Below are 22,322 nucleotides of genomic sequence, written 5' to 3'. Positions count from 1 at the left end.
CCCGGCGCCGATCATCGACCCCAGTCCGATCACCACGGCGTCGGACAGGCCCAGCCGCCGCTTCAACCCACCCGTGCCCGACGGGGCTCTCTCCACGCGCATCACCCTCTCCTCCTCGTACGGGGCGCACGGTAGCCGAGTACGAGGAGGAGAAGGCCTGCCGCCGGGCACGAACGTCTCCGGTCCGAAGGGAGTGAGGCGCCGCCGGAGAAATCCGGCAACGGGACGTTCCGCCTCACGCCCGACGACGCTCCGTGGCCGGGCAACCCTTCGCCGCGTGGTTCCCGTGGACTTTATGCTCGTCGCGGGCGAGCGCCCCGAAGGCCGGGCGTGCCGGCCGTACATGTCATGACAGTCGGCACAGGAGACTCGGTGCGCACACGTTTTGCCGTACTCGGACCGGTCAGGGCCTGGCGCGGCGACACGGAACTGGCGCTGGGCCCCCAAGCAACGCGCCCTGCTCGCGCTGCTGTTGACCGAGGCCGGGCATCCGGTCGCCGTCCACGAGATCGTCGACGCCCTGTGGGGACAGGACCCGCCGGACTCCGCGGTCGACGTCGTCCAGCGGCACGTCGGAGCACTGCGCCGACTGCTCGAACCCGAGCTCCCGGCCGGCGGCGAGTCACGGTGGCTGGTGCGCGGCTCGGGCGGCTACCGACTCGAAGTGGGACCCGACGATCTCGACCTGCTGCGCTTCCGTGCGCTGCGCCGACAGGCCGCACAGGACGGTCAACCTCCCACCGCCACCGGCCTGTTGATCGAGGCACTGGCCCTGTGGCGAGGGCCGGCGGCCTCCGTGATCGCGGCCGAGGTGAGGTCCCACCCGGCCTTCGCCGCCCTCGACGGCGAGCACCTGGCCGCCGTCAAGGAGGCCGCCGAACTCGCCCTGGAAGCCGGACCGGGCCTGGGCGCACGGGTGTTGGTGACGCTCCGGCAGGCCGCCGCCCAGCACCCGCTGATCGAGGAGGGCGGCAACGTCTACCTGGCGGGCGTGAATCCGAAGGCGGTCGGGGCCATCCGCCGCGCGGACGGCCAGGTCCAGATCACCGTCGGCGGCTGGCCCGTCTACCGCTTCTCCGGTGACAGCAAGCCGGGCGACCTCAACGGCCAGGGTGTCGGCGGCACTTGGTTCGCGGTGGGCCCGACCGGCGAGAAGGCAAGGAGCTGAACCCACCGGCCGAGCGCAGGAGTTGCCCCTATGAGCCGGTCGTCCCGAACGTGACCTTGTAGTAGCAGGCACCCTTGCACGGCATCGTCGCCCCGTCGTCGAACGCGTACGCATAGGCATAGGGGGCCGCCCGCTTGAAGACCTGGGTGTAGTCGACCGGCCACTTCGCGGGGATGCAGTTCTCGCGTCCCGCCCAGGCACCGCGACAGCAGTACGTGTCTCCGCCGAACGCCGCGCAGGGCGGCTTGCAGCCGACGACCTGGCCGCCCGACACCGCCCGCATCGCGGTGGGGCAGTTCACGTCCGAGGTGCAGACGCCCTTGTAGCAGCCGCCGGCGCTGACCGGGTCGACGGTCGTGGTGTGCGAGATGTTGATCCACATCGGCAGGTTCGAACCGTCGACCATGCTCACGTCGTAGAAGTCCATCCCCGCGTACGCGTCGAACGTGAACTCACCCAGGGTGGTGGGCGGGTTGGCGCCCTCGCACACGCTCGTGCAGTCGCCGGTCGCGCAGTGTCCCGCGGCCGTCGAGGTGCATCCGGTACGGCCCCAGATCCGGCCGCCCCAGTTGTTCGCCACGGTCACCGACAGGCTCTGGCCCGGGGCGAGTTCGCGGCCCTTCGGATAGACGGCGGTGTTGGTGACGACCGCCCAGACCGTCTTCGGGGTGCGGTTGACGACCGTGATCAGACGCTTGCCGACGGGGGCGGTGGAGGCGTGAGACGTCGTTTCGACTGCCTTGGTGGTGGGCCTGCTCGTGCTCTTCTTCGAGACGGTGGCCTTGGGAGAGGGGGAGGTCGAGGCGCTGTGACTCGGGGAGGGCGACGGCGAGAGCGACGAGCTGGGGGACACGGCAGGGCGCGCGGCCGAGTCCTGGTGGGCCGTCGTGCGCGTGCCGCCCGTTCCGGACGACGGCGTCCACACGCTGTAGGCGATCAGCACGGTGGCGGCCGTCGCGAAGGCGGCCGCCGCCACGTACCACCAGCGTCGGCCGTCCCGCCGTGGGCTCGCACCGTGTCTTCTGCGTCCTCGTGCCATCGTCCTCGGGCCTTCCTGCTGCTCTTCGGGTTGCGGTCCTGCCTATCGGTGACCTTTCCGACGACGTCCCGACAACATAAATTCGGACCCGACCGGCTGATTTCTGTAGTCCTTGCGTGCGTCGGCGGTCTCCGAAGCAGAGAGATGCCACGGCCGGACCACACGCGGAGGAACGAACCCAGATGCGCAAGAAGCCCAGGAGCGGCCCCGACGCGGGCGTGGTGACGGCCGCGTGCGCGGGCGACCGGCAGGCGCTGGATCACCTGCTGAGGCAGTGCCTGCCGCTGGTCTACAACATCGTCGGCCGGGCCCTGAACGGTCACGCCGACGTCGATGACGTCGTACAGGAGACGCTGTTGCGCATGGTGCGGGGGCTGCCGAAGCTGCGGGATCCCTCCGCGTTCCGGTCCTGGCTGGTGGCCATCACGATCCGACAGGTGCGGGACCGTGAGCAGATACGGGCCGCGGACCGCGACCGCAGGGCGCATCTGGAGGACGCGGAGGCGATCACCGACCCCGCGCTCGACTTCGCCGGACTGACCATCCTGCGGCTGGGGTTGACCGAGCAGCGCCGCGAGGTCGTCGAGGCCACGCGCTGGCTCGACCCGGACGATCAGGAACTGCTGTCCCTGTGGTGGCTGGAGGAGACCGGCGAACTCGAACGCGCCGATCTCGCCGGTGCGTTGGGGCTCTCCGACCGGCACGCCTCCGTCCGCGTGCAGCGCATGAAGAAGCAGATGGAGGTCTCGCGGGTCGTGGTGCGGGCGCTGGCCGCCGTGCCGCGCTGCGCGGAGCTGGCCGAGACGGCCGAAACCTGGGACGGCATGCCAAGTGCCCTGTGGCGCAAGCGGTTTGCCCGGCACATCCGCGGTTGCGGGGTCTGCCAGGGACTGGACGAGGGACTCCTCCCGATGGACCGGCTGCTCAGCGGACTGCCGCTGGTGGCGGTGCCGGCCCACTTCGACGTGTCCCGGCTGCTGGACACAACCCCAACTACCCATCATTCAGGGCACGGTGGCGGGCATCGGAGGCCCGGGCCCCGGTCCGCCCGTATCGGCGGCAAGCAACTCGTGGGTGGTTCGGCGGCGGTCGCCGTCGCCGTGGTGGCCGCGCTGGTCGCGCCCCGGCTGACGGGCGGTTCCTCTCCTACGACGGCGGTGGCATCGCCGTCTCCCACTCCGGTGGTCAGCGTCACGCCGAGTCCCACGCCCTCGGCGACTCCCAGCAAGTCCCCTTCCCCCTCGCCGAAGGCCGAGCCGAGCCCCTCGCCCTCGAAGCACACCCCGGCCGCCGCCCCCGCGCACATCGCCTCCGGCGCCAAGAAGGGCGTCGGGGTGTGGTCGTTCGGGGGAGTGAGCCAGGCGCTCGCGGCCAGCGGGGCGAGCTGGTACTACACCTGGTCCACCCAGCACTCGGGCATCACGACACCCTCGTCGGGCTCCTTCGTGCCCATGATCTGGGGCGCGAAGTCCGTCACCGACGCCTCGCTCGCCCAGGCCCGGTCCTACGGCCCGTATCTGCTGGGGTTCAACGAACCGGACATGGCGCAGCAGTCGAACATGACGGTCGACCAGGCGCTGGAGCTGTGGCCCCGGCTCATGGCGGCGGGCAAGATCCTGGGCAGCCCCGCGGTCGCCTACGGCGGGGACACGGCGGGCGGTTGGCTGGACCGTTTCATGTCCGGGGCCAGGACGAAGGGCTACCGCGTCGACTTCATCACCCTGCACTGGTACGGCGGCGACTTCCGCACCCCGCAGGCCGTCGATCAGCTGAAGTCCTATCTGGCCGCCGTGTACGCCCGCTACCACAAGCCGATCTGGCTCACCGAGTACGCGCTGATCGACTTCTCCCAGGGCACCCGCTTCCCGTCCGCGCAGCAGCAGGCCGACTTCGTCACCGCGTCCACCAAGGCGCTCGACGGTCTGTCCTACGTGCAGCGCTACGCGTGGTTCGGGCTGGGCGCGGACCCGGCGAAGCCGAGCAGCGGGCTCTTCACGAACGGCACGACGACGACCGCGGCGGGCCGGGCCTTCCAGTCCGCGGACTGATCCGGCCCGGCCGAGCACCGGATCAGCCGCTCACTCCCCAGGTGATGCGGTAACCGCACTCTCCCGAGCAGGTGAGCACGCTGGTCGCGTCGTCGTTGACGTAGGAGTAGGCGAAGGGCTCGGCCTTCTTGAACACGGCGGCCGAGTCGACGGGCCAGGACGAGGGGACGCACTGGGGGCGGGCCGCGTAGGCGCCCGTGCAGCAGGTCTTGTCCGTCTTGAACACCAGACAGGCGCTGAGACAGGCCACGACCCGGCCGCCCCGGACGCGCTGCAACGCGGTGGGGCAGGTCGCGTTGGCGTCCCGGGTGCAGCCTGCGGCGGAGCACCCGTTCGCGTCGATCTTGTCGCTGGACGAGCCGCCGTAACTGTTGATCCACATCGGCAGGTTGTTGCCCTCGACCAGGCTGACGTCGTAGAAGTCCATGCCGTTCCAGGCGTTCAGGTTGAACTCGGCCAGCGTGGAAGGGAATTCGCCCCACGTCGAACCGCACTGGAAGCGCCCGCAGTCCCCGGTCGTGCAGTGGCCGTTGCCCGCGCCGTCGAAGGAGCAGCCGGTGCGCGCCCACACCCGCACGTCCCAGTGGTCGGGGACGGCGAAGCTGACGCCGGCCCCGGGCTTCAGCACCCAACCCGTGGCCTCCACCGGGTGTTTGGGGTCCGCCGCGATCGCGGGCCAGATCGTCTGGTCGAGCCGGTTGACCAGCGTGACGGTCCGCTTGCCGACGACCACGGCCTTCGGCTGCCCGACCGCGCGGGACGGCGAGGCGCTGACACGGGGCGACTTTCCCGCGGCGGGAGTCGCCGAGGGCGAGGGCGTGGTCCGCGGCGATGAGGACGGCGTCACCGAAGGGCGGGACGGGAAGGGGGAGTTGGCGGCCGCTGTCCCGTGCGTGGCCGACGGACCTGCGACGCTACGGCCGCTCGACGCGGGCCCTGTCCCCGCGCGGACCAGCAGTACGCCGGTCACCACCGCGAGGCAGGTAAGGACCGCCGCGGCGATCAGGGCGGCCTGTCTACGAGACATCTCTCCACACTCCTGTCCGTTCCCGTGTCCCCGCCGTGCGGCCACGCGGCCGACGGAGCTTCCGTAGAGGAGACCGGCGCCCGTCGTGCCGGACTACGGAAACCGGGGCGGCAATACCTGGCGCGGGGTGAGCAGTGATGGCCACAAGTCGATCAGAAGTTGGCAACCCGGCCGTGATTGTCCCGCCGTACATTGCGTCAGCGGGGCCGAAGATCATCTGATGCGGCCCGGAAGTCCGGATACCCGCGACCTCGTCGCAGGCATCGCGACCATGTTCAGAAATTTGCTCTGGAGACCCACCGATGAAGATCGCCAAACGACTCATCCTCACCACCGCGGCCCTCACCGCCGTGACCGCCGGCACGCTCGTCGGCGCGACCGTCGGCCAGGCCGCCACCCCGCAGCCGCCGCTGCGCCTCGGCGTCACCGTGCCCGACGCGCTGAAGGTCCCGGACGGCAACAAGCTCACCGGCGTCTTCTCCGCCGCCGGCGTCCAGACCTACACCTGCACCAACAGCGCCTGGACGCTGCTGGAGCCCGCCGCCACCCTGTGGGCGAAGCACGACCGTACGCACCGCCCGCTCGCCCTCCACTCGCGTGGCCCGGTGTGGGTGTCCACCGTCGACGGCAGCGCCGTCAACGGCTCCGCGATCGCCAACTCGCCCAGAACGGGCACCATCCCCGAGCTGCTGGTCAAGGCCACCGCCACCCGTGGCACCGGGGTCTTCGGCGGCGTCTCCTACGTCCAGCGCCTGGCCACGACCGGCGGCGTCGCCCCCGCCACGGCCTGCACCGGCACCAGCACGGACCAGGTCAGCGTCCAGTACACGGCGACGTACGCGTTCTACAAGCCCGCCAAGTAACCCGGCGAGCGTGACGGCAGTGGCCCCCGGTCGATCGCGCGGGGGCCGCTGCCCTCCTCAACTCCCTTGCGCCGGCTCCTGCTCCGCCCTGATCCGGCCGTGCACCTCCCAGCCCCACACCGTCTCGCGCACCTCGTCCAGGGCGCGGGCCAGATGCCTGCGGTAGGTGCTGAACGCCATGTTGAGCCTCCGCGCCACCGCGTCCTGCGTCGACGTCGAGTAGTACGTCAACGTCAGCACGTCGTGCAGATGCCGGGTACGGGGATGGACGTTCAGCCGCTGTACGGCCTTGCCGATCAGCTCGCGCAGCGCGGTCACCGGATCGCCCTCGCTGAGCTCCTCCACCAGCCGACTCCGCAACAGCGGGTTGTCGGCGAGTCCACCGGGGTCGAGCCAGCCGCGCAGTGCCTCCCGCACGGCGGCGTCCGACTCCTCCCGACTCAGCGGTGTGCCACGTGACTTGGGCTTCCCGGCCGCCACCGCCGGTGCCCCGCCCAGCAGCCGCGCGTCGATCCCCTCGGCCCACTCCGTCACCCGCGCCGCCCGCCAGTCGTGACAGAACAGGCCGTACCCGCGATCGGCGTGCACGGCCCGGCGGGGCGGCTGGAACATGCCCATGTATGTCATCAGCGGCGCCCAGAACTTCGGTTCGGCGCTGACGAAACACGACCAGGCGCAGTGCTTGGCGCGCAGCAGCTCGAAGACGATCCGCGTCCGCACCAGATCCCAGGACCGCGAGGGGCGGTGATGGTTCTCCTCGTGCACCATGAACCGCGCCACACCGAGGTGTTCGCCCTGGCGCGGCGGTGTCATCGCGGAGACCAGCTCCCACGCCTCCGTCACCACCGGGTCGGCCGCCCGTGTCTCGTCGTCGAGGTCGTCGATCCTCAACCAGGCCATGAATCCCCGGAGTTGCCCCGTGTCGCAGCACCGGTGGACATGGAACGCCTCGGGCTGGCGGCGCAACCAATAGGCGACCGTACGGGCGTTGTGCTCGCCCTCGACCCTGCGGGTCAGCTCGACCAGCGCGGGGGCGTCCTCGGGCCGCATCGGCTGCTCGTGGACGGCGGCCTCGTCGCGGTCGCCCTGGAACGCCCGCAGCCACTGCGCCCGGGAGACGATGTGGTTGAACTCCCGGGCGGCCCGCAGGGCCTCCTTCTCCGGTGCCTCGCGCACCCGCTCCACCAGATGCCGGCGGACCCTGCGGTGCATGGCCTTGTACCGCTCCGGATCGCGCCAGCGGAAGTCGCTGTCGAGGGCGTCCCGGACGACGTCGTACGGGCACACCCCGAAGGGGCTCGACTTCATGAACGACAACTGCCGCAGCCAGGCGAAGAGTTCGGTGGCGTCCTCGTCCGGGAGCGCCACGCGCAGCAACTCCTCGGTGGTGTCAGCGACATGGCCGCACACCTCCAGTGCCCGCCGGTACGCGGGCGAGGGCGGTCTGCCGACCACATGGGTCAGCAGCCGGTCGACGACCGTCCGCAAGGGGGCCCAGAAGACCTCGTCCGTCGCGGTGTTGTCGGGGGTCGCGGCCTCCGCGACCAGGCGCAGGGCGAGCGGATGACCGGCGGCGAACCGCAGCAGCGAGGCGTGCAGCGCGGGGTCGGCGCCCTGCGAGGTGAGCAGCGCCGCCGCGTCCTGTGGCCCCAACTCCCGCAGCGGCACGACCTGGAGGACCTCGCTCCACGCGAGGTCCGCCTTCCAGAGCGGGTCCGGTGCGTGCCGTCCGGCGACGACGACCAGGGCGCCTGCCGGTAACCGGGGCAGGAACCGGTCGCGTATCCACTCCTCCATGTCCCGGTAGCGCTCGAAGTCGTCGACCAGCAGGACAGCGTTGTCCTGGGCGAAGACCTCGGCGGTCGCCGCCTCGAAGGCCGCCGGGGAGAGCTCGACCGCACGGGCGTCGACGCCGACCACCGGCCGGCCCGCGGCGCGCGCCTCCGCGGCGAAGCGCTGGAGCAGCGCGCTCTTGCCCATGCCGCCGGGACCGTGCAGCACGATGACCATCGGAGCACCGGGTTCGCCGGCCAACGCCCGCCGGAAAAGGGCGAGTTCGTCCCGTCTGCCGACGAAGTACTGCAGCCGGGCGGAGGCCAGCCGGTCGGCCAGCAGGCCGGCGGAACCGTCCTTCGCCATGCCGTTCCCTTCCCCGGAGTCGACCGCTTCGGGCCGCTGCGAAACCTACCCGCTCCCGCCGGGCCGTGGCGCACCGCCGGACCTTACGCCGGTCTTACGGCCCACGGGACCGATCACCGGCCGGGCGCCTCAAACCTGGGAGGGGGCCGTCCGTGGAAACACCCGCCGACCCGCTTCTTTGTCCTATTCGTGCTCGTTGAGGAACGCGGAAGGGTCCGTAACCCTCCTTCTGTGTGAAGGAAACAGCACAGGCAAGGAAACCGGGGACTGAGTGGCATGGGTTTGACCAGCGAGACTACCGTTTATGTGATGGCTGCCGTGGCCGTCGTCTGCGTGGCGCTGCTGGTCTGGGTATGGCCGCGGCTCGCCAGTCCGGGCGTGCGGCATGTGCTCGGGCGGCTGACGGCCATCGGAGTGACTCAGGTCACCATCATCGCGGCGCTGGCGTGCTGGCTGAACTCCGGATACCAGTTCTTCGGATCCTGGGGCGAGCTGTTCGGCGACGTCGACACCGCCCCTGTCGGCGTGACCCAGGCGGCCGACCACAACGGCTCGATCGGCGGTGTCTCCGTGAAGGGGGCGCTGGTGCAGCCCGCCGGCGATGAGCAGCTGAACCGGGTCAGCGGGCTGCCCACCGGCAATCCCGCGGTGAACGGCAAGGTGGAGTCCGTCAAGGTGATCGGCCGCCGTACGGGAGTGGTCGACCCGGCGTTCGTCTACCTGCCGCCGCAGTACTTCCAGAAGGCGTACGCCCGCCAGCGCTTCCCCGTGGTCGTCGCGCTCAGCGGCTACCCCGGCAGCATCTTCAACCTCGCGCAGTACCTGCGGGTGTCGCAGACCGCCGGGCAGCTGCAGAAGAGCGGGCAGATGCAGCCGACCATCATGGTGATGATCCGGCCGACCATCGCCCCGCCGCGCGACACCGAGTGCGTGAACGTGCCGGGCGGACCGCAGACCGAGACCTTCCTCGCCAAGGACCTTCCCCAGGCCCTCAAGTCCGTCTACCGGATCGGCCACGACGCCAGCGCCTGGGGCGTCATGGGCTACTCCTCCGGCGGCACCTGCGCCCTCCAGCTGACGATGCGCAACCCGCACGTGTACACGACGGCCGCCGCGCTCTCGCCCGACTACCGGATCAAGGACGACCCCACCACCGGCAACCTCTTCGGCAGCGGACTGGGCCGGGTCAACCGGGTCAACGGGCATGACCTGATGTGGCGGCTGAAGCACCTGCCCGCACCCCAGGTCTCCGTCCTGGTCGCCGACAGCAAGCACGGTGAGCGGGGCTACCCGCAGACCCTCGCCTTCATCAGGGCCGTCAAGGCGCCCATGCGTGTCGCGTCGATCCTCCCCGAGTCGGGCAGCCACAACTTCCCCACCTGGGTACGGGAGATGCCCGCCGCCCTGAAGTGGATGAACCAGCAACTCACCTTCCCCCAGGACGTCGTACCCCGGCACCTCCCCAAGAAGGCCAAGGGAAACAGCACCGTCCGCGCCGAGGGCACCGAGCAGAAGTCGACCGCGGCCCCGCGCAGGTAGCGGCCGGCGGCGGTCACTTGCCGTTCGGACGCCCCAGCGTCCTGGGCAGCTCACCCCGCCGCCGGATGCCCAACTTCCGGTAGGAACTGGTGAGATGGGTCTCCACCGTGCGGCGGGCCAGATGCAGCAGATCGGCTATCTCGGTGTTCGTCCGCCCGTCCGCGGCCAGTTCCGCGATCCGCCGCTCACTGGTCGTCAGTGACCGGGAACCGGTCCGGGCGGGCGCCGCGCGCCGGGCCCCGCTCTCGCCCAACGCCTCCTCCGCCAGGGCCCATTGACGGGTCGCGCCCAGCCGCTCGGCACGCTCCGCCGCCTCGCGCAGCGTGGCCCGGGCCCGCCCCCGGTCCCCGGCCGCGGTCAGCCCACGGCCCTGCGCGATCAGCGCCGACACCAACTCGGCCTCCGTCCCCACCGGCCCGTCCCGCAGCAGCCCCACGGCCTCCTCCGCCAGCTCCAGACCGCGCCGACCGCCGGTCGCCGCGGCCAGGACGCGCAGTGAACGGCCCATCGTGCGGGGCGTGTTCCACACCCGGGCCAGCCGCAGCTCCTCCTCCGCCAGGGCAATGGCCTCCCGGGGCCGGGCGAGCGCGAGCCGGCACTCGGCGGCGGCCGTACGCCACGGTGTGACGACCGGGCTGACCACCTCGCGCGCCGACTGCCGCCGCCCGCACTCCAGGAAGTCGTGCAGCGCCCCCGCCGTGTCGCCGGTGGCCGCGCGCAACACCCCCCGCGCGTACAGGAATCGGTTCAACTCCCAGGAGTCCGGCGCCGATCGAAGATCGAAGCCGTCAGCCAGCCGCAGCGCCCGCGCCTCCTCACCGGTCGCCACCAGCGCCAGCAGCACATGGGCCTGCCGGTTGGAGGGCGTGCTGCGCGTCCGGTCCCGCGCGTCCGGCCCGGCCAGCAGCCGCGCGTGCTCGCCGCGGGCGGTCAGGATGTCGGCCCGTACGTTGGCCAGCGCCTCGTGCATCGGATGCAGCAGGTCGGGACGCTGCCCCGCCAGCCCGCGCTCCACCAGCCGTTCCGCTTCCGGGAGTTCGTCGGCCCACTGGGCGACGGCGGCGGCCGTGCCGAGCAGGAACGGCTCGGTCAGCGGATCGGCGGGCTGCGCGAGCAGCGCCCGCAGCCGCCGCATCGCCTCCGCGGCCGAGATCAGCCCGGCCGTGGCGGCGTGGCGCACCAGCAGCGCCCGGCCGGCCGTACCGACCAGCTCCGGCGAGTGCTCGGCGGCGTCGGACAGCCACCGGTACACCTCCGTGCGGACCGTCTGGTCCTGCTCGGACAGCAGCACCGAGGCGGTCTGGAGCGTGCGGATCAACTGCGGACGGTCCGTCAACTCGTCCTCCACCGTGCGCAGTACGTCCACGGCGGCCCCGGTCCGGCCCCGCCCGGCCAGCGCCGTGCCGAGCGCCACCGCCGCACGCACCGTGTCCTGCGGCGCCCCCGTCAGCCGTAGCGCCTCGCTCAGGCGCGGGATACCGGCCGAGGACGCCTGCGCCCGGTACTCCAGGGAGCCCAGTTCGGTCAGCAGCCGCTGTCGGTGGGCGTCCGGCAGCGGTTCCTCCAGGGTCCGGCGGAGGAAGGCGGCCGCGTCGGAGGTGCGTCCGTCGCGCAGCGCGAGGGAGGCCGCCTCCTGGAGCGCGGCCGAGGTCCAGGGCGCGCCCACCGGGTCGGACAGCAGCAACTGCCGTGCCACCGTGTCCGGCGAGACACCCTGGCGCTGCATCGTCTCGGCCGCCGCCGCGTGCGCGGCCCGCCGTCTGGTCGCGGGGACGCCGGTGAGGACCGCGTCCCGCAGCAGGGGATGCGCGAAGCGCGGACGCCCGTCGGGGTCGGGGCGCAATACCCCCAGGCCGCTCATCGCGGTGAGCCAACCGGCCACCCGCGCCGGGTCGGCACCCGCCAACTCGGCGACCACAGCGGTCAGTTCGTCGAGCGGGCAGAGGGCGTCGGGCTCGCGCGGGAGGTCTCCGTCCCATCCCTCGTCCAGGGCGGCCAGGACCCGGGCGACCTCGCCGGTGGCCGGGCCCGCGCTGTCCAACCACCAGGAGACGGCGGCCGGATACGCGCCCGGGTACAGCGCGGCCGACGTCTTCGGCACGGTCGGATGCCGGCCGGCCCGGAGATCGTCGAGCAGGGCCCGCAGCAACAACGGGTTGCCGCCGCCGGCCCGCACACAGTCGTCGACCCAGGACGCGGGGGCGTCGGCGTGCGCCGAACTCACCAGCGCGGCGGCCGAGTCGGGGGTCAGGGGGGCCAGCGTGAGGGTGCGGACCAGGGCGGGCGACAGGGTGTGGGTCAGGCCCGGGGCCGGGGGATCGACGTCGTACTGGCTGCGTTCCGTGACGACCAGCAGGATCCGTAATCGGTCGACGTGCCGGGCGGACTCGACCAGCCAGCGGTGCGAGGCCGGATCGGCCAGATGGACGTCGTCCACCGCGATCAGCAGCGGTGCCCGGTCGGCGTAGGAACGCAGCACCCGACCGAACAGCTCGGCGCTCGCCCGCTCGTCCCCGATGACCGGAACGTCCCCGAACTCCGGTACCGGGGACATCAGTTGCAGGACGGTGGCGTACGGAACGGCCTGGTCGCGCGGTGAACAGCGGGCCCGCAGCACCCGCATGCCGTGTGCCAGGGCGTCCGTGACGGCGGCCTCCAGCACGGTGGTACGGCCCGTTCCGGTGGCCCCGCGCAGCAGCACCAGCCGCCCCGCACCGGCCCGGGCCCAGGCGGCCTCCGTCGCCAACAGCCGTGTCGCGTCCCGGTGTTCGGGCGGTGTCGCGGACGCTCCGGTATCAGATGTCGTCTCCGGCATCGCGGTCCTCCTCGTGTCCGTCGTCCCCGTGATGCAGATGCCTTCGCCGCCCGTGCCGTTCACTCGCTGTGGTGTGCCGTACGTCCGATCTCGTGGTGCTGCTCGTGGTGCTCCACGATTGCGCGTGCCCCACCCGCCCCCTGAGGCTGAGGAGTACACGGCCGCCACCAGCTCAACAGGGGTGGCACGTATGTGGATTCGAGGGAGAACGTTGCTCAGCTCATCGCGGCCCGCACACCCCGGTACGGCCGACTCCGGCGACCGGATACCCGTGGCGGTGCACGCCCCGGACCCGATCTCCCGTGAGGGAGCGCTCAGCCAACTCCGCAGATACCCGGAGATCGACCTCCGCGAGGAGAACGACACCGGTCCCGGCCGGGTGGCCCTGTTCATCGCCGACACCCTCGACGAGACCGCGCTCACCCGGCTGCGCCGGCTGGTGCGCAGCGAGGGCGGGCGGGCCGTGCTCGTCGTCGGGGCGCTGCGCGAGGCGGAGTTGCTCGATGTGATCGAGTGCGGGGTCGGCGCCATCGTGTGGCGCGGGGAGGCGACCGCGCAGCGGCTGGTGCAGGCCGTGGTCGCCGCGGCCCGCGGCGACGGCGACCTGCCGGCCGATCTGATCGGCCGCCTCGTCGAACAGGTGGGGACGCTGCACCGCAGCGCGGCGGGCCGGTCCGGAGGCCACCCCTCGGGGCTCTCGCCGCGTGAGGTGGACGTCCTGCGGCTGGTCGCCGAGGGGCTGGACACCGGAGAGATAGCCAGCAAGCTCTCCTATTCCGAACGCACCGTCAAAAACGTCATGCACGGCCTGACCACACGCCTTCACCTGCGCAATCGGGCGCATGCCGTGGCGCATGCCCTTCGGGAAGGCTACATCTGACCGAACGGGCACTCGAAGCCGGACACGCGGGCAACCTGCCGTGCCCTTCCCCCGTCCCCAAGGTGCTTGCCCAGAAGGCCGGTTGGGACGGCACGATCGGAGTACGGCCGACAGGGGCGTATCGGGCGCCGACGCGTACGGCGGGGCACGACGGCACGGCAGGGCGGGAGCACGGCGGTGATCCACGAGGTGGACGAGGTCCTGGGGGACCTGATCGGCGGCGGCGCACTGGCCGGTTCGGGCATCGAGGTCTCCTTCGACGCCCCGACCCGCGACTGGGCCGCCCGCCGCAACACGCCCACGATCAATACCTACTTGTACGACATCCGGGAGGACGTGCACCGGCGCCAGCGCGGGCATGTCGCCGTGCGCGACGAGCGGGACGTGGTCGTCAAACGCCGCCAGCCGCCGCGCTGGTTCCGGCTGTCGTACCTGGTGACGGCGTGGACGAAACGGCCGCAGGACGAACACCGGCTGCTGTCCGCCGTGTTGTCGACCCTGATCCCGCGCGAGCTGCTCGCCCCCTCCGAACTGCCGGCATCGCTCCGCCAGTTGGGCCTGTCGGTGCCGATCTCGGTGGCCGGCATCCAGACCGAGTCACGCTCCCTCGCGGAGATCTGGTCCGCCCTCGGCGGTGAACTCAAGCCGTCCCTCGACCTCGTGGTCACCGCGCCCTTCCCGGCCTACCCCGAGTACGACGCCGGCCCGCCCGTCACCGAGGGTGCGGCCGTCCGCGTCCACCGCCTCGACGGCACCGATCCGGCGCCGGAGGAGCGCGCCCACCGCCCGCGCCAGGTGGCGGAGGTACGGGAGGCCCGCGAGGCGGCCCGGCGCACCAGGGCGCCGGGGACGCCGACATGACGATCACGGACGGCACCGGAGACATCGACACGGGCGTGTCGCACGACGCCGTGGCCTTCGCCGCCGAGTCGGCGACCGACGCCCTTCTCGCCCGGCTCGGTCACCTCCGTGAGCGGGTCGCCCTCCTCGTCGACCGGCGCTCCGCCGCCGACCCCACGGCCGGCGACCCGCTGCGCGGCCTGTACCTCCAGGAGGAGGTGGTACGCCACCTGCTGCTGCGCTCCCCGGAACCGGACCGTCCCGCACCGGAGTCGGCGCACGGCCCCGCCGACCGCCTCGCCGCCCTGCGCCTGACCGACCTCGACACCGCCTTCCTCCTCGTCGCCCTCGCCCCCGACCTGGACCGCACCTTCGAGCCCCTCTACGGCTACCTCAACGACGACGTCAGCCGCCGCCGGGCCACCGTGGGACTCGCCCTCGACCTGTGCGGCATCCCCGCGCACGAGGCGGCGGGCCGGGCCCGGTTCCGCCCCACGGCCCCGCTGTCCGCCCTCGGACTGCTCACCGTGGAGGAACCCGAACGCCCCTTCCTCACCCGCTCGTTGCGCGTCCCGGACCGGGTCGTGGCCCATCTCCTCGGTGACGACACCCCGGACGCGACCCTCACCGGACACCTCCACCCCCTGCCCGCGCCGAGCCTGCCGTACGACGGACAGGAGCCGGGCGGGGACGGGGAGTTCACCGGCTTCGTCGGCCGACTGGGCGCACTGCTCGCCGAAGGTCCGCCCCTCGCCGTGTATCTGAGGGAACGTCACGAAGGCGACGGGCTGGTGTGCGTGGCGGCGGCGCTGCACGCGGCCGGTGTGGCCGCCGTGCGGTTCTCCGGCCCCGAGGAACGGGTGCCGGAGCTGCTGCGCGAGGCCCGGCTGGGCGGCCGTACGGTCGTCGTGAGCGGACTGTCCGACCAACCCGGGCCGCTGGTAAGGGCGTTGACCGCCGCCGGCGATGTCTCCGTGCTGATCGCCGGGGCACGGCCGTACGACCCGCAGTGGTGCGAGAGTGATCCGCTGATCCTGGAGGCGCCCCGGCAGCGGGCCGCGACCGTGCGGGCCTGGACGGACGCCGTCGGCGAGGGCAGCGACTTCGACGTACGGGCCACCGTCGCGCCCTACCACCTCGGCGCCGACCGCATCGCGCGCGCCGCCCGGGCGGCCCGGGGGCTCGCCGCGTTCGACGGCACCCCGCTGACCGCGGCCCATCTGCGGCTCGCGGCACGGCAGCAGTCGGCGTCGGGGCTCGAACAGCACGCCCGGCGGATCCGGCCCGCCGTCGACTGGCGGGACCTCGTCCTGCCCGACCGCTCCCTGAGCCAGCTCCACGAACTCGCCCTGCGCGCCCGGCACCGCGACCGGGTCCTCGGCGACTGGCGGCTCAGCGCGGGCGGCGGCCGGGGACGTGGCGTGCTCGGTCTGTTCGCGGGCGAGTCGGGGACCGGCAAGACGCTGTCGGCGGAGGTCGTCGCGGCCGAACTCGGCCTGGATCTCTATGTCGTTCAGCTGTCGTCGATCGTCGACAAGTACGTCGGCGAGACCGAGAAGAACCTCGAACGCATCTTCACGGAGGCCGACCGCACCGACGCCGTACTCCTCTTCGACGAGGCCGACGCCGTCTTCGGCAAGCGGTCCGAGGTCAAGGACTCGCACGACCGGTACGCCAACATGGAGAGCGCCTATCTGCTCCAACGGCTGGAGTCCTTCGACGGGATCGCGCTGCTCACCACCAACCTGCGCGCCAACATCGACGAGGCGTTCACGCGCCGGCTCGACCTGGTCGTCGACTTCCCGTTCCCCGACCCGGCGCAGCGGCTCGCGCTGTGGCGGCACGGCCTGACCCATGTGCCGAGCGCACCCGACCTCGAACTCGCGCCACTGGCCGAGGAGTTCGAGCTGGCCGGCGGTTCCATCCGCAGCGCCGTCGTCACCGCCGCCTACCTGGCCGCCGGACGCGGGGACACGGTCGGTGCGGCGGACCTCCTGGAGGGGGCCCGCCGCGAGTACCGCAAGGCGGGGCGGCTGGTGCCCGGCGAGGGCACCTGGTAGCCGCCGCCCGACGGTCAGTTGGGCACCGTCATTCTGACCGCCACCAGCCAGTGCGCGTTGTCGAGGGTGCCGGCGAAACCGTACTCGGGCCGCGGCTTGGCGCAGCCCTGACCGCCCCAGTCCCATCCGGAGTTGCGGACGATCCAGCAGAGCTGACCACTGCCGATGTTGTTCGCGAAGCCCGTCATGTACGCGGCGCCCGGCTTCGCGGCACCGATGTAGTTGTCCTTGCCGTCGGGGATGATGGCCGTCCAGCCCGAGGGCTGGTACTTGCCGTAGCCGTTGGTCGACGCCGGGTCGTGGATGAAGGCGTTCGCGGCCGAACCCGCGGTCCCGGAGACCGCGATGTTCACGGACAGGATCTGCTCGTCGTCGGTGGAGGTGGCGGCCGTGGCGCCGTCGCACTCCGGGGCCTGCCAGCCCTTGCCGCCGATGTAGATCCGGTAGCAGACATGCCGTCCGGCGTCCCGCGCGGCCAGCTTCTTCACCGCGGTCGCCGCCGTCGCGGGCTTCGGCTTGGCGGACGGCTTGGAGTCTCCGCCGCCGCCCGACCCGCCACCCGCCGCGGCCGTCGACGTCTCGGCCGCCGGGGCCGCGCTCGTCGCGGCGGGCGACGGCGGGGGAGGAGCGGCACTGAGCGTGGGGCTGGGCGCGAGCGTGCTCACGCCCGCGTCCTTGAGCTGCTCGGTCGCGGCGGTCCGCACCTGCGGCTTGTACGCGATCCACAGCATGAGGAAGGTGAGCGCGAGCGCGAGGACGACCCCCAGGAAGGTGGCCAGCCAGCGCGGCAGGAACCCGCGTTGCAGGTAAGTCCCTTCCACAGGAAGGGGGTTGGCGCCGGACCGCAGCACGTTGAGCGTGTAAGGCCGCTGCTCCTTCGGCCCGAACCAGATGATCTTCCGCGGCTTCAGCGAGGCCTTGACGAACGCGGCCCGGCCCGGCTCGATCTGCACATTGCCCGGATGGATGTCGTACGACAGCTGGTCGCCGTTGTCGTTGCCGCTGATCGACGCCGTGAGCTTGGTGTTGCCGAGGTTGTCCACGGCCAGCCGGGGCCGACCCCGGAACCGTCCCTTGACCGTCGGCGGCACCAACTCCGCCCGCACTTCGGTGAACGGAGTGATCGTCAGATTGCCCTCGGGGACGGTGACCGCCTCCGGGTGCTCGGTGGGCGTGATCCGCACCGCGTACGGGTTCGGGCCCGCCGTCGCGTCCGGGGTGCGCGGCGGCGTGAAGGTCAGGTCGACCGTGCCCGTCGTGCCCGGATAGAGCCGCAGCGTCTGCGGCTCCACAGCGGTCCAGGGCGCGATGCCCCCGACCGGCTCGAAGCGGTACTCGTCCACGACGTCGCCGGTGTTGCGCAGCCGCAGCCGCACACGGGTACTGCCACCGGGATCGACGGTCGCGGACGCGGGCTCCAGGGAGGTCCACAGACTCATGTCCCGACGCTACGACAAATGGTGAGGGCGCGTCAGGAGTCGCCGGGGCAACAGCGGTTGCCCAAAAGGGCCGCCCGCCAAACCCGTCACCGCGTCCGCCGCGCCGCGATCCCCGCGATCTGCCCGTCCCCGCCGCCGAGCGGACTGCCCCTGAGGGCAAGGATGTTGCCCCGACACAGGCACTCGAGGACGTTTCGGCCGCGGGGGTACGCGCGTGAGGGTTAAGAGCGTCTTATCTCGTACCCCGAGGAGAGCAGAGCATGCCGTCCTACCTGTCACCCGGCGTCTACGTCGAGGAGGTGGCCAGCGGCTCGCGCCCGATCGAGGGAGTGGGCACGTCGGTGGCGGCCTTCGTGGGCCTGGCCCCGACCGGTCCACTGAACGAGCCGACCCTGGTGACCAACTGGACGCAGTACGTCGCTGCCTTCGGTGAGTTCACCGACGGGTACTACCTCGCCCACTCCGTCTACGGCTTCTTCAACAACGGCGGTTCGGCCGCCTACGTCGTCCGCGTCGGCGGCACCGCCGAGGGCACCGGCTCCGAGGCCAAGTCCCCCTCCGCCGTGACCGGTTCGGCCGCGCAGGCCGCACTGCCGCCCGGCGAGCCGGCCCAGCTCGGCACCTTCGCCGTGACGGCGCTGGCGCCCGGCGACCTGAGCGTCGAGGTGGCCGACGCCGAGGGCGAAGGCCCGGCGGAACGCTTCCGACTGGTCGTCAAGGACGCCGGCCGGGACGTCGAGAGCTTCGACGTGACCGCCAAGAAGGGCGGCCGCAACTACGTCGTCACCCAGGTCAAGGAACGCTCCAAGCTCATCGCCGTGACCGAGGCCGCGCCCGCCGCGCAACTGGCCCGCCCGGAGAACCAGACCGTCGCGCTCAGGGCGCCCGCCGCCGCACCGGCCGCACCCGCCGTACCCGGCAAGGGAAGTGACACCGCGTCACACCCCGGCCCCGCCACCTACCTCGGTGACTCCGCCGACCGCACCGGCTTCGGCGGCCTGGAGGCCGTGGACGAGATCTCCATGGTCGCGGTGCCCGACCTGATGGCCGCCTACCAGCGCGGAGCGATCGACCTGGAGGCCGTCAAGGCCGTCCAGTTGGGCCTGATCGCGCACTGCGAGCTGATGGGCGACCGGGTCGCGGTCATCGACCCGCCGCCGAGCCTGAACGCCCAACAGGTCCGCGTCTGGCGGCAGGAGACGGCGGGCTACGACTCCAAGTACGCGGCCCTGTACTACCCGTGGATCAAGACCTTCGACCCGTCCAGCGGACAGTCCCGGCTGATCCCGCCGAGCGGCCACATCGCCGGCGTCTGGGCCCGCAACGACTCCGAGCGCGGTGTGCACAAGGCACCCGCCAACGAGGTCGTACGCGGCGCGGTCGACCTGGAGACCCAGATAACCCGCGGCGAGCAGGACTTGCTGAACCCCATCGGCGTCAACTGCATCCGTGCCTTCCCGGGCCGCGGCATCCGCGTCTGGGGCGCCCGCACGATGTCCTCCGACCCGGCCTGGCGCTACCTCAACATCCGCCGGTACTTCAACTACCTGGAGGAGTCGATCCTGATCGGCACCCAGTGGGTGGTGTTCGAGCCGAACGACCACGCCCTGTGGGCCCGGATCCGGCGCAACATCTCGGCCTTCCTGGTCAACGAGTGGCGCAGCGGTGCCCTGTTCGGCCAGCGGCCGGAGGAGGCGTACTACGTCAAGTGCGACGAGGAGACCAACCCGCCGGAGTCGGTCGACGTCGGCCGGGTCGTCTGCGAGATCGGCATCGCGCCGGTCAAGCCGGCCGAGTTCGTGATCTTCCGACTGGCCCAGTTCTCCAGCGGCAGCGGGGAGTTGGAGGAGTAGGCGGACCCGGCGCGTGCCCACCGCCGCTCCAGGCAGTTCTCAACCCCCTTAGAAGGACAGCGAATTCATGAGTCTCCAGCCGGGTGACGCCCTCACCTCACACAATTTCGGCCTGCAGATCGACGGCGTGATGGTCGAGTACCTCGCGGAGGTCAGCGGCCTCAGCATCGAGCAGGACGTCATCACGTACCAGCAGAACACCCCCAACGGCCAGAACGTCGTGAAGAACCTGCCGGGCGTGAAGAAGAACGGCACCTGCACGGTCATCCGCGGCATGACCCAGTCGGCCTCGTTCACTCAGTGGATCAACGAGTCGATCTCCGGTCAGATGACCACCGCGCGCAAGAACGCGTCGATCATCATGATGGACTTCCAGAACAACCCGGTGAAGCGCTACCACCTGCGCAACGCCTGGTGCAGCAAGATCGACGCGAGCACGGTGAAGGCGGGCGAGGCCGCGGCCCTCACCGAGTCCGTGACCATCGTGTTCGAAGAACTGGTCATCGAATAATGCGGCGTTCGGGGGCGGCGGCCGCGCCGATGGCGGTGCCGGGCGCGGAGTCGGTGGCGGAGACGGGCGCGGGGCCGATACCGGCTCCGGCACCGGCCGCCGTTCCTTCCGTACGGCAGACGCTGCGGACCGAGTTCCCCTTCCAACTGCCGCGCGGTTACGTCGACGAGTCCGGCACGGTCCACCAGGACGGTGTGATGCGACTGGCCACCGCGCGCGACGAGTTGGTGCCGCTGCGGGACGTCCGGGTGCAGGAGAACCCGGCGTATCTGTCGGTGGTGCTGCTCGGCCGGGTGATCACGAGGCTGGGCACCGTCCCCATGGTCCACGACGGGATCGTGGAGAACATGTTCGCCTCCGACCTCGCCTTCCTCCAGGACTTCTACCGCCAGATCAACGCGGAGGGCCACACCCGCGCGGCAGTTCAGTGCCCGCACTGCGCGGAACCCTTCGAGGTGGAGCTCGGCGGGAGCCGCCTGGGGGAATCGTGACGTACGCGACCGACCGGCTGCACGAGGAGATCGCGTACGTCGCCTACCACTTCCACTGGAGCCTGGAGGACATCCTGGACCTCGAACACCACGACCGCCGCCGCTACACGGGCGAGATCGCGTCCCTGGTGACGCGGTCCGGAGCGGAGGGCTGAGGTGGGGTTCTTGGACCGGTTGCGGGGACGGGCCGCTGGAGTTGGGGCTGGGGCCGGGGCCGGTGGTGCGGGCTCCGACCCCGACGTTTCTACGGGTCCTACGGGTTCTACGGGTCCTGTCGTGAGGGTGGCCGCCTGGCCGGGGCTGGCGCCGATCCAGCGGGCCTCCGCCGTAGGGGGTACCGGGGTGGCCGACGCCGGGTTCGGCGCGCGGTTGCCCACGTGGCAGAACCCGTCGTTCACGGGGACGGGTTTCCGCGCGGTGCTGGACGCGGAGCGGAGCGCCCGGATCGCGGGTTCCCCGCCGATGGGCGCGGCACGGGCGGTACCGAGTCTGGGACGGCCCACGGGTGAACTGCCGTTGGCGGGGCGGTCGGTGGCGGTACCGGTGGAGCGGGGTCCGGCGGTGCCGTTGCGGACGAGTCCGGGACGGGGGGTGTCCGGGCCGGTCGGTGTGCAGCGGGCGGTGCCTCTTGCGCGGGGTGGTTCCTCCGGTGTGAGGGCGGAGGCGGTGCGGCCGGGTGGGCCGGAGTCCGGGGTGGACTCGGTGCGTCCGGCTACGGGTGTGCGGGTGACTCCGGTGTCGTCGGAGCCACTTCGGTCGGGGTCGTTGACGCGGGCCGGGGCGGGTGCGGCTGTGGTGCAGCGGAAGCTGGGCGCGCGGCGTAACTCGGTTGCTGCCGGGGGTGGTTCGGCGAGCGGTTCGGGTGCCGACAGGGGCGGCGAGTCCGCGTCCGGGTCAACTGAGGCTGACCGAGGTGATGTTGCTCCGGGTGGTGAGTCGCCTGTCCCGTTCGGTGATGCTGTGGTTGGTGATATTTCGGCAGGACGCGGGCGGGCTGAGTCCGGTGACGGGGGCATCGGCGGAGGGAATCTGGCGGGGGCGGTTCCGGCGGGTTCGGTAGCTCCAGCGGTATCGGTAGCTCGGGCGGGTTCGGTGGCGCCGGCTGCTCCGGGAGTTCCAGCGGCACCGGGAGTTCCGGTGGCTCCGGCTGTTCCGGGGGTTCGGAGGGCTCAGGCGGTTCCGACGGCTCCGGGCGGCACCGGCTCGGGCCGCGACGCCGCAGAGGCCCTCGGCGAACGGTGACGACGAGCCCGTAGGCTCCGGCACACATGGCGGGACGGCTGCCGATTCCGGGAGCGGTACGGACAGTGGGCAGCGGGCGATCCCGACGCCGGACATGACGGTCGTCTCCCGCGCGTCGATGCCCGTGCAACGTGCGGTGACCGCCTCCGTCCCAGGCGACAGCGACGGCGACACCGGCCGGCCCCGCCCCAACACCCCGGCACCCGCAGCCACTGCGGAACCGGACAGTGAACCAACCCCCGGTCCTACGCCCCCTCCCGCACCCCAGATCCAACGCAGCGCCGCGCCCCGCGCTCCCCTCGGCGCCCCGCTGACGTCGCGTTCGGCCGCGCACTCCGTACCGGGGGAGATGCCCAACACCCCTTCCC

16 protein-coding genes are annotated in these 22,322 nt (G+C 71.9%); 11 read left to right on the top strand and 5 right to left on the bottom strand.

Annotated features, from left to right (window positions below):
* The first annotated feature begins 385 nt into the window (after positions 1-385).
* Positions 386-1,168 carry a BTAD domain-containing putative transcriptional regulator gene (locus JHN63_RS25825; protein WP_200684765.1) on the top strand — a complete coding sequence of 261 codons (783 nt, stop codon included), beginning with the start codon at positions 386-388 and terminating at the stop codon, positions 1,166-1,168.
* Positions 1,169-1,196: 28 nt separating this feature from the next.
* Here JHN63_RS25825 and JHN63_RS25820 read toward each other — a convergent pair whose 3' ends face one another.
* Entirely contained in the window at positions 1,197-2,144 is a 948-nt protein-coding gene (locus tag JHN63_RS25820) for a thaumatin family protein (protein WP_307781982.1), read from the bottom strand.
* 245 nt (positions 2,145-2,389) lie between these two features.
* On the opposite strand from JHN63_RS25820, the gene JHN63_RS25815 reads away from it, so the two are divergent.
* On the top strand, positions 2,390-4,255 hold the full coding sequence (locus tag JHN63_RS25815) for a sigma-70 family RNA polymerase sigma factor (protein WP_200684752.1): 1,866 nt from the start codon (positions 2,390-2,392) through the stop codon (positions 4,253-4,255).
* A 22-nt stretch (positions 4,256-4,277) separates the two neighbouring features.
* Here JHN63_RS25815 and JHN63_RS25810 read toward each other — a convergent pair whose 3' ends face one another.
* Complete coding sequence (locus JHN63_RS25810) at positions 4,278-5,282, bottom strand: thaumatin family protein (RefSeq protein ID WP_200684750.1); 1,005 nt, start codon at positions 5,280-5,282, stop codon at positions 4,278-4,280.
* 302 nt (positions 5,283-5,584) lie between these two features.
* Between JHN63_RS25810 and JHN63_RS25805 the strand changes: the two genes are divergently transcribed.
* Positions 5,585-6,145, top strand: coding sequence for a DUF3455 domain-containing protein (locus tag JHN63_RS25805; protein ID WP_200684749.1), 561 nt, complete (start codon positions 5,585-5,587; stop codon positions 6,143-6,145).
* Positions 6,146-6,202: 57 nt separating this feature from the next.
* Here the strand turns inward: JHN63_RS25805 and JHN63_RS25800 are convergent, their stop codons facing one another.
* Positions 6,203-8,284: an ATP-binding protein gene (locus JHN63_RS25800; protein ID WP_200684748.1), complete on the bottom strand. Its 2,082-nt coding sequence runs from the start codon at positions 8,282-8,284 to the stop codon at positions 6,203-6,205.
* A gap of 276 nt (positions 8,285-8,560) precedes the next feature.
* On the opposite strand from JHN63_RS25800, the gene JHN63_RS25795 reads away from it, so the two are divergent.
* A complete protein-coding gene (locus JHN63_RS25795; RefSeq protein ID WP_200684747.1) occupies positions 8,561-9,823 on the top strand; it encodes an esterase family protein in 1,263 nt (420 codons plus the stop codon).
* Between the two features lie 13 nt (positions 9,824-9,836).
* Here JHN63_RS25795 and JHN63_RS25790 read toward each other — a convergent pair whose 3' ends face one another.
* Positions 9,837-12,638, bottom strand: a complete 2,802-nt coding sequence (locus JHN63_RS25790) for a LuxR C-terminal-related transcriptional regulator (protein WP_200684746.1) — start codon at positions 12,636-12,638, stop codon at positions 9,837-9,839.
* A 211-nt stretch (positions 12,639-12,849) separates the two neighbouring features.
* Between JHN63_RS25790 and JHN63_RS25785 the strand changes: the two genes are divergently transcribed.
* The 3 genes from JHN63_RS25785 (at position 12,850) to JHN63_RS25775 (ending at position 16,418) form a co-directional block, all read left to right on the top strand.
* A complete protein-coding gene (locus JHN63_RS25785; protein WP_026151417.1) occupies positions 12,850-13,518 on the top strand; it encodes a LuxR C-terminal-related transcriptional regulator in 669 nt (222 codons plus the stop codon).
* Between the two features lie 177 nt (positions 13,519-13,695).
* Positions 13,696-14,379 (top strand): DUF4255 domain-containing protein, encoded by a 684-nt coding sequence (locus JHN63_RS25780; RefSeq protein ID WP_200684745.1) that lies wholly within the window; start codon positions 13,696-13,698, stop codon positions 14,377-14,379.
* Positions 14,376-16,418 (top strand): ATP-binding protein, encoded by a 2,043-nt coding sequence (locus tag JHN63_RS25775; RefSeq protein ID WP_200684744.1) that lies wholly within the window; start codon positions 14,376-14,378, stop codon positions 16,416-16,418. Before JHN63_RS25780 ends, JHN63_RS25775 begins: the two co-directional genes overlap by 4 nt.
* A 14-nt stretch (positions 16,419-16,432) precedes the next feature.
* Here JHN63_RS25775 and JHN63_RS25770 read toward each other — a convergent pair whose 3' ends face one another.
* Positions 16,433-17,857: a hydrolase gene (locus tag JHN63_RS25770; protein WP_200684742.1), complete on the bottom strand. Its 1,425-nt coding sequence runs from the start codon at positions 17,855-17,857 to the stop codon at positions 16,433-16,435.
* Between the two features lie 260 nt (positions 17,858-18,117).
* Between JHN63_RS25770 and JHN63_RS25765 the strand changes: the two genes are divergently transcribed.
* The 4 genes from JHN63_RS25765 (at position 18,118) to JHN63_RS25750 (ending at position 20,867) form a co-directional block, all read left to right on the top strand.
* A complete protein-coding gene (locus tag JHN63_RS25765) occupies positions 18,118-19,710 on the top strand; it encodes a phage tail sheath subtilisin-like domain-containing protein (RefSeq protein ID WP_200684740.1) in 1,593 nt (530 codons plus the stop codon).
* 67 nt (positions 19,711-19,777) lie between these two features.
* Positions 19,778-20,221, top strand: a complete 444-nt coding sequence (locus JHN63_RS25760; RefSeq protein ID WP_019063375.1) for a phage tail protein — start codon at positions 19,778-19,780, stop codon at positions 20,219-20,221.
* The gene (locus tag JHN63_RS25755) at positions 20,221-20,712 is read left to right on the top strand and encodes a hypothetical protein (RefSeq protein WP_200684738.1); all 492 of its coding nucleotides are present in this window, start codon (positions 20,221-20,223) and stop codon (positions 20,710-20,712) included. The genes JHN63_RS25760 and JHN63_RS25755 overlap by 1 nt, the downstream gene beginning before the upstream one ends.
* On the top strand, positions 20,709-20,867 hold the full coding sequence (locus JHN63_RS25750) for a DUF6760 family protein (RefSeq protein WP_200684736.1): 159 nt from the start codon (positions 20,709-20,711) through the stop codon (positions 20,865-20,867). The genes JHN63_RS25755 and JHN63_RS25750 overlap by 4 nt, the downstream gene beginning before the upstream one ends.
* Positions 20,868-22,322: the final 1,455 nt, after the last annotated feature.

Origin of the sequence: Streptomyces sp. MBT65 (assembly GCF_016612545.1) — a bacterium.
Lineage (GTDB): Bacteria > Actinomycetota > Actinomycetes > Streptomycetales > Streptomycetaceae > Streptomyces.
Note: the sequence above shows the minus strand (reverse complement) of the source record. Positions and strands in the feature narration are given on the sequence as shown.

Bases quoted from the DNA above. Each gene is read 5' to 3' on its own strand.
- JHN63_RS25810 (WP_200684750.1), bottom strand. From the start codon at position 5,282: ATGTCTCGTAGACAGGCCGCCCTGATCGCCGCGGCGGTCCTTACCTGC.
- JHN63_RS25790 (WP_200684746.1), bottom strand. From the start codon at position 12,638: ATGCCGGAGACGACATCTGATACCGGAGCGTCCGCGACACCGCCCGAA.
- JHN63_RS25760 (WP_019063375.1), top strand. From the start codon at position 19,778: ATGAGTCTCCAGCCGGGTGACGCCCTCACCTCACACAATTTCGGCCTG.
- JHN63_RS25755 (WP_200684738.1), top strand. From the start codon at position 20,221: ATGCGGCGTTCGGGGGCGGCGGCCGCGCCGATGGCGGTGCCGGGCGCG.
- JHN63_RS25770 (WP_200684742.1), bottom strand. From the start codon at position 17,857: ATGAGTCTGTGGACCTCCCTGGAGCCCGCGTCCGCGACCGTCGATCCC.
- JHN63_RS25765 (WP_200684740.1), top strand. From the start codon at position 18,118: ATGCCGTCCTACCTGTCACCCGGCGTCTACGTCGAGGAGGTGGCCAGC.
- JHN63_RS25805 (WP_200684749.1), top strand. From the start codon at position 5,585: ATGAAGATCGCCAAACGACTCATCCTCACCACCGCGGCCCTCACCGCC.
- JHN63_RS25775 (WP_200684744.1), top strand. From the start codon at position 14,376: ATGACGATCACGGACGGCACCGGAGACATCGACACGGGCGTGTCGCAC.
- JHN63_RS25800 (WP_200684748.1), bottom strand. From the start codon at position 8,284: ATGGCGAAGGACGGTTCCGCCGGCCTGCTGGCCGACCGGCTGGCCTCC.
- JHN63_RS25815 (WP_200684752.1), top strand. From the start codon at position 2,390: ATGCGCAAGAAGCCCAGGAGCGGCCCCGACGCGGGCGTGGTGACGGCC.
- JHN63_RS25795 (WP_200684747.1), top strand. From the start codon at position 8,561: ATGGGTTTGACCAGCGAGACTACCGTTTATGTGATGGCTGCCGTGGCC.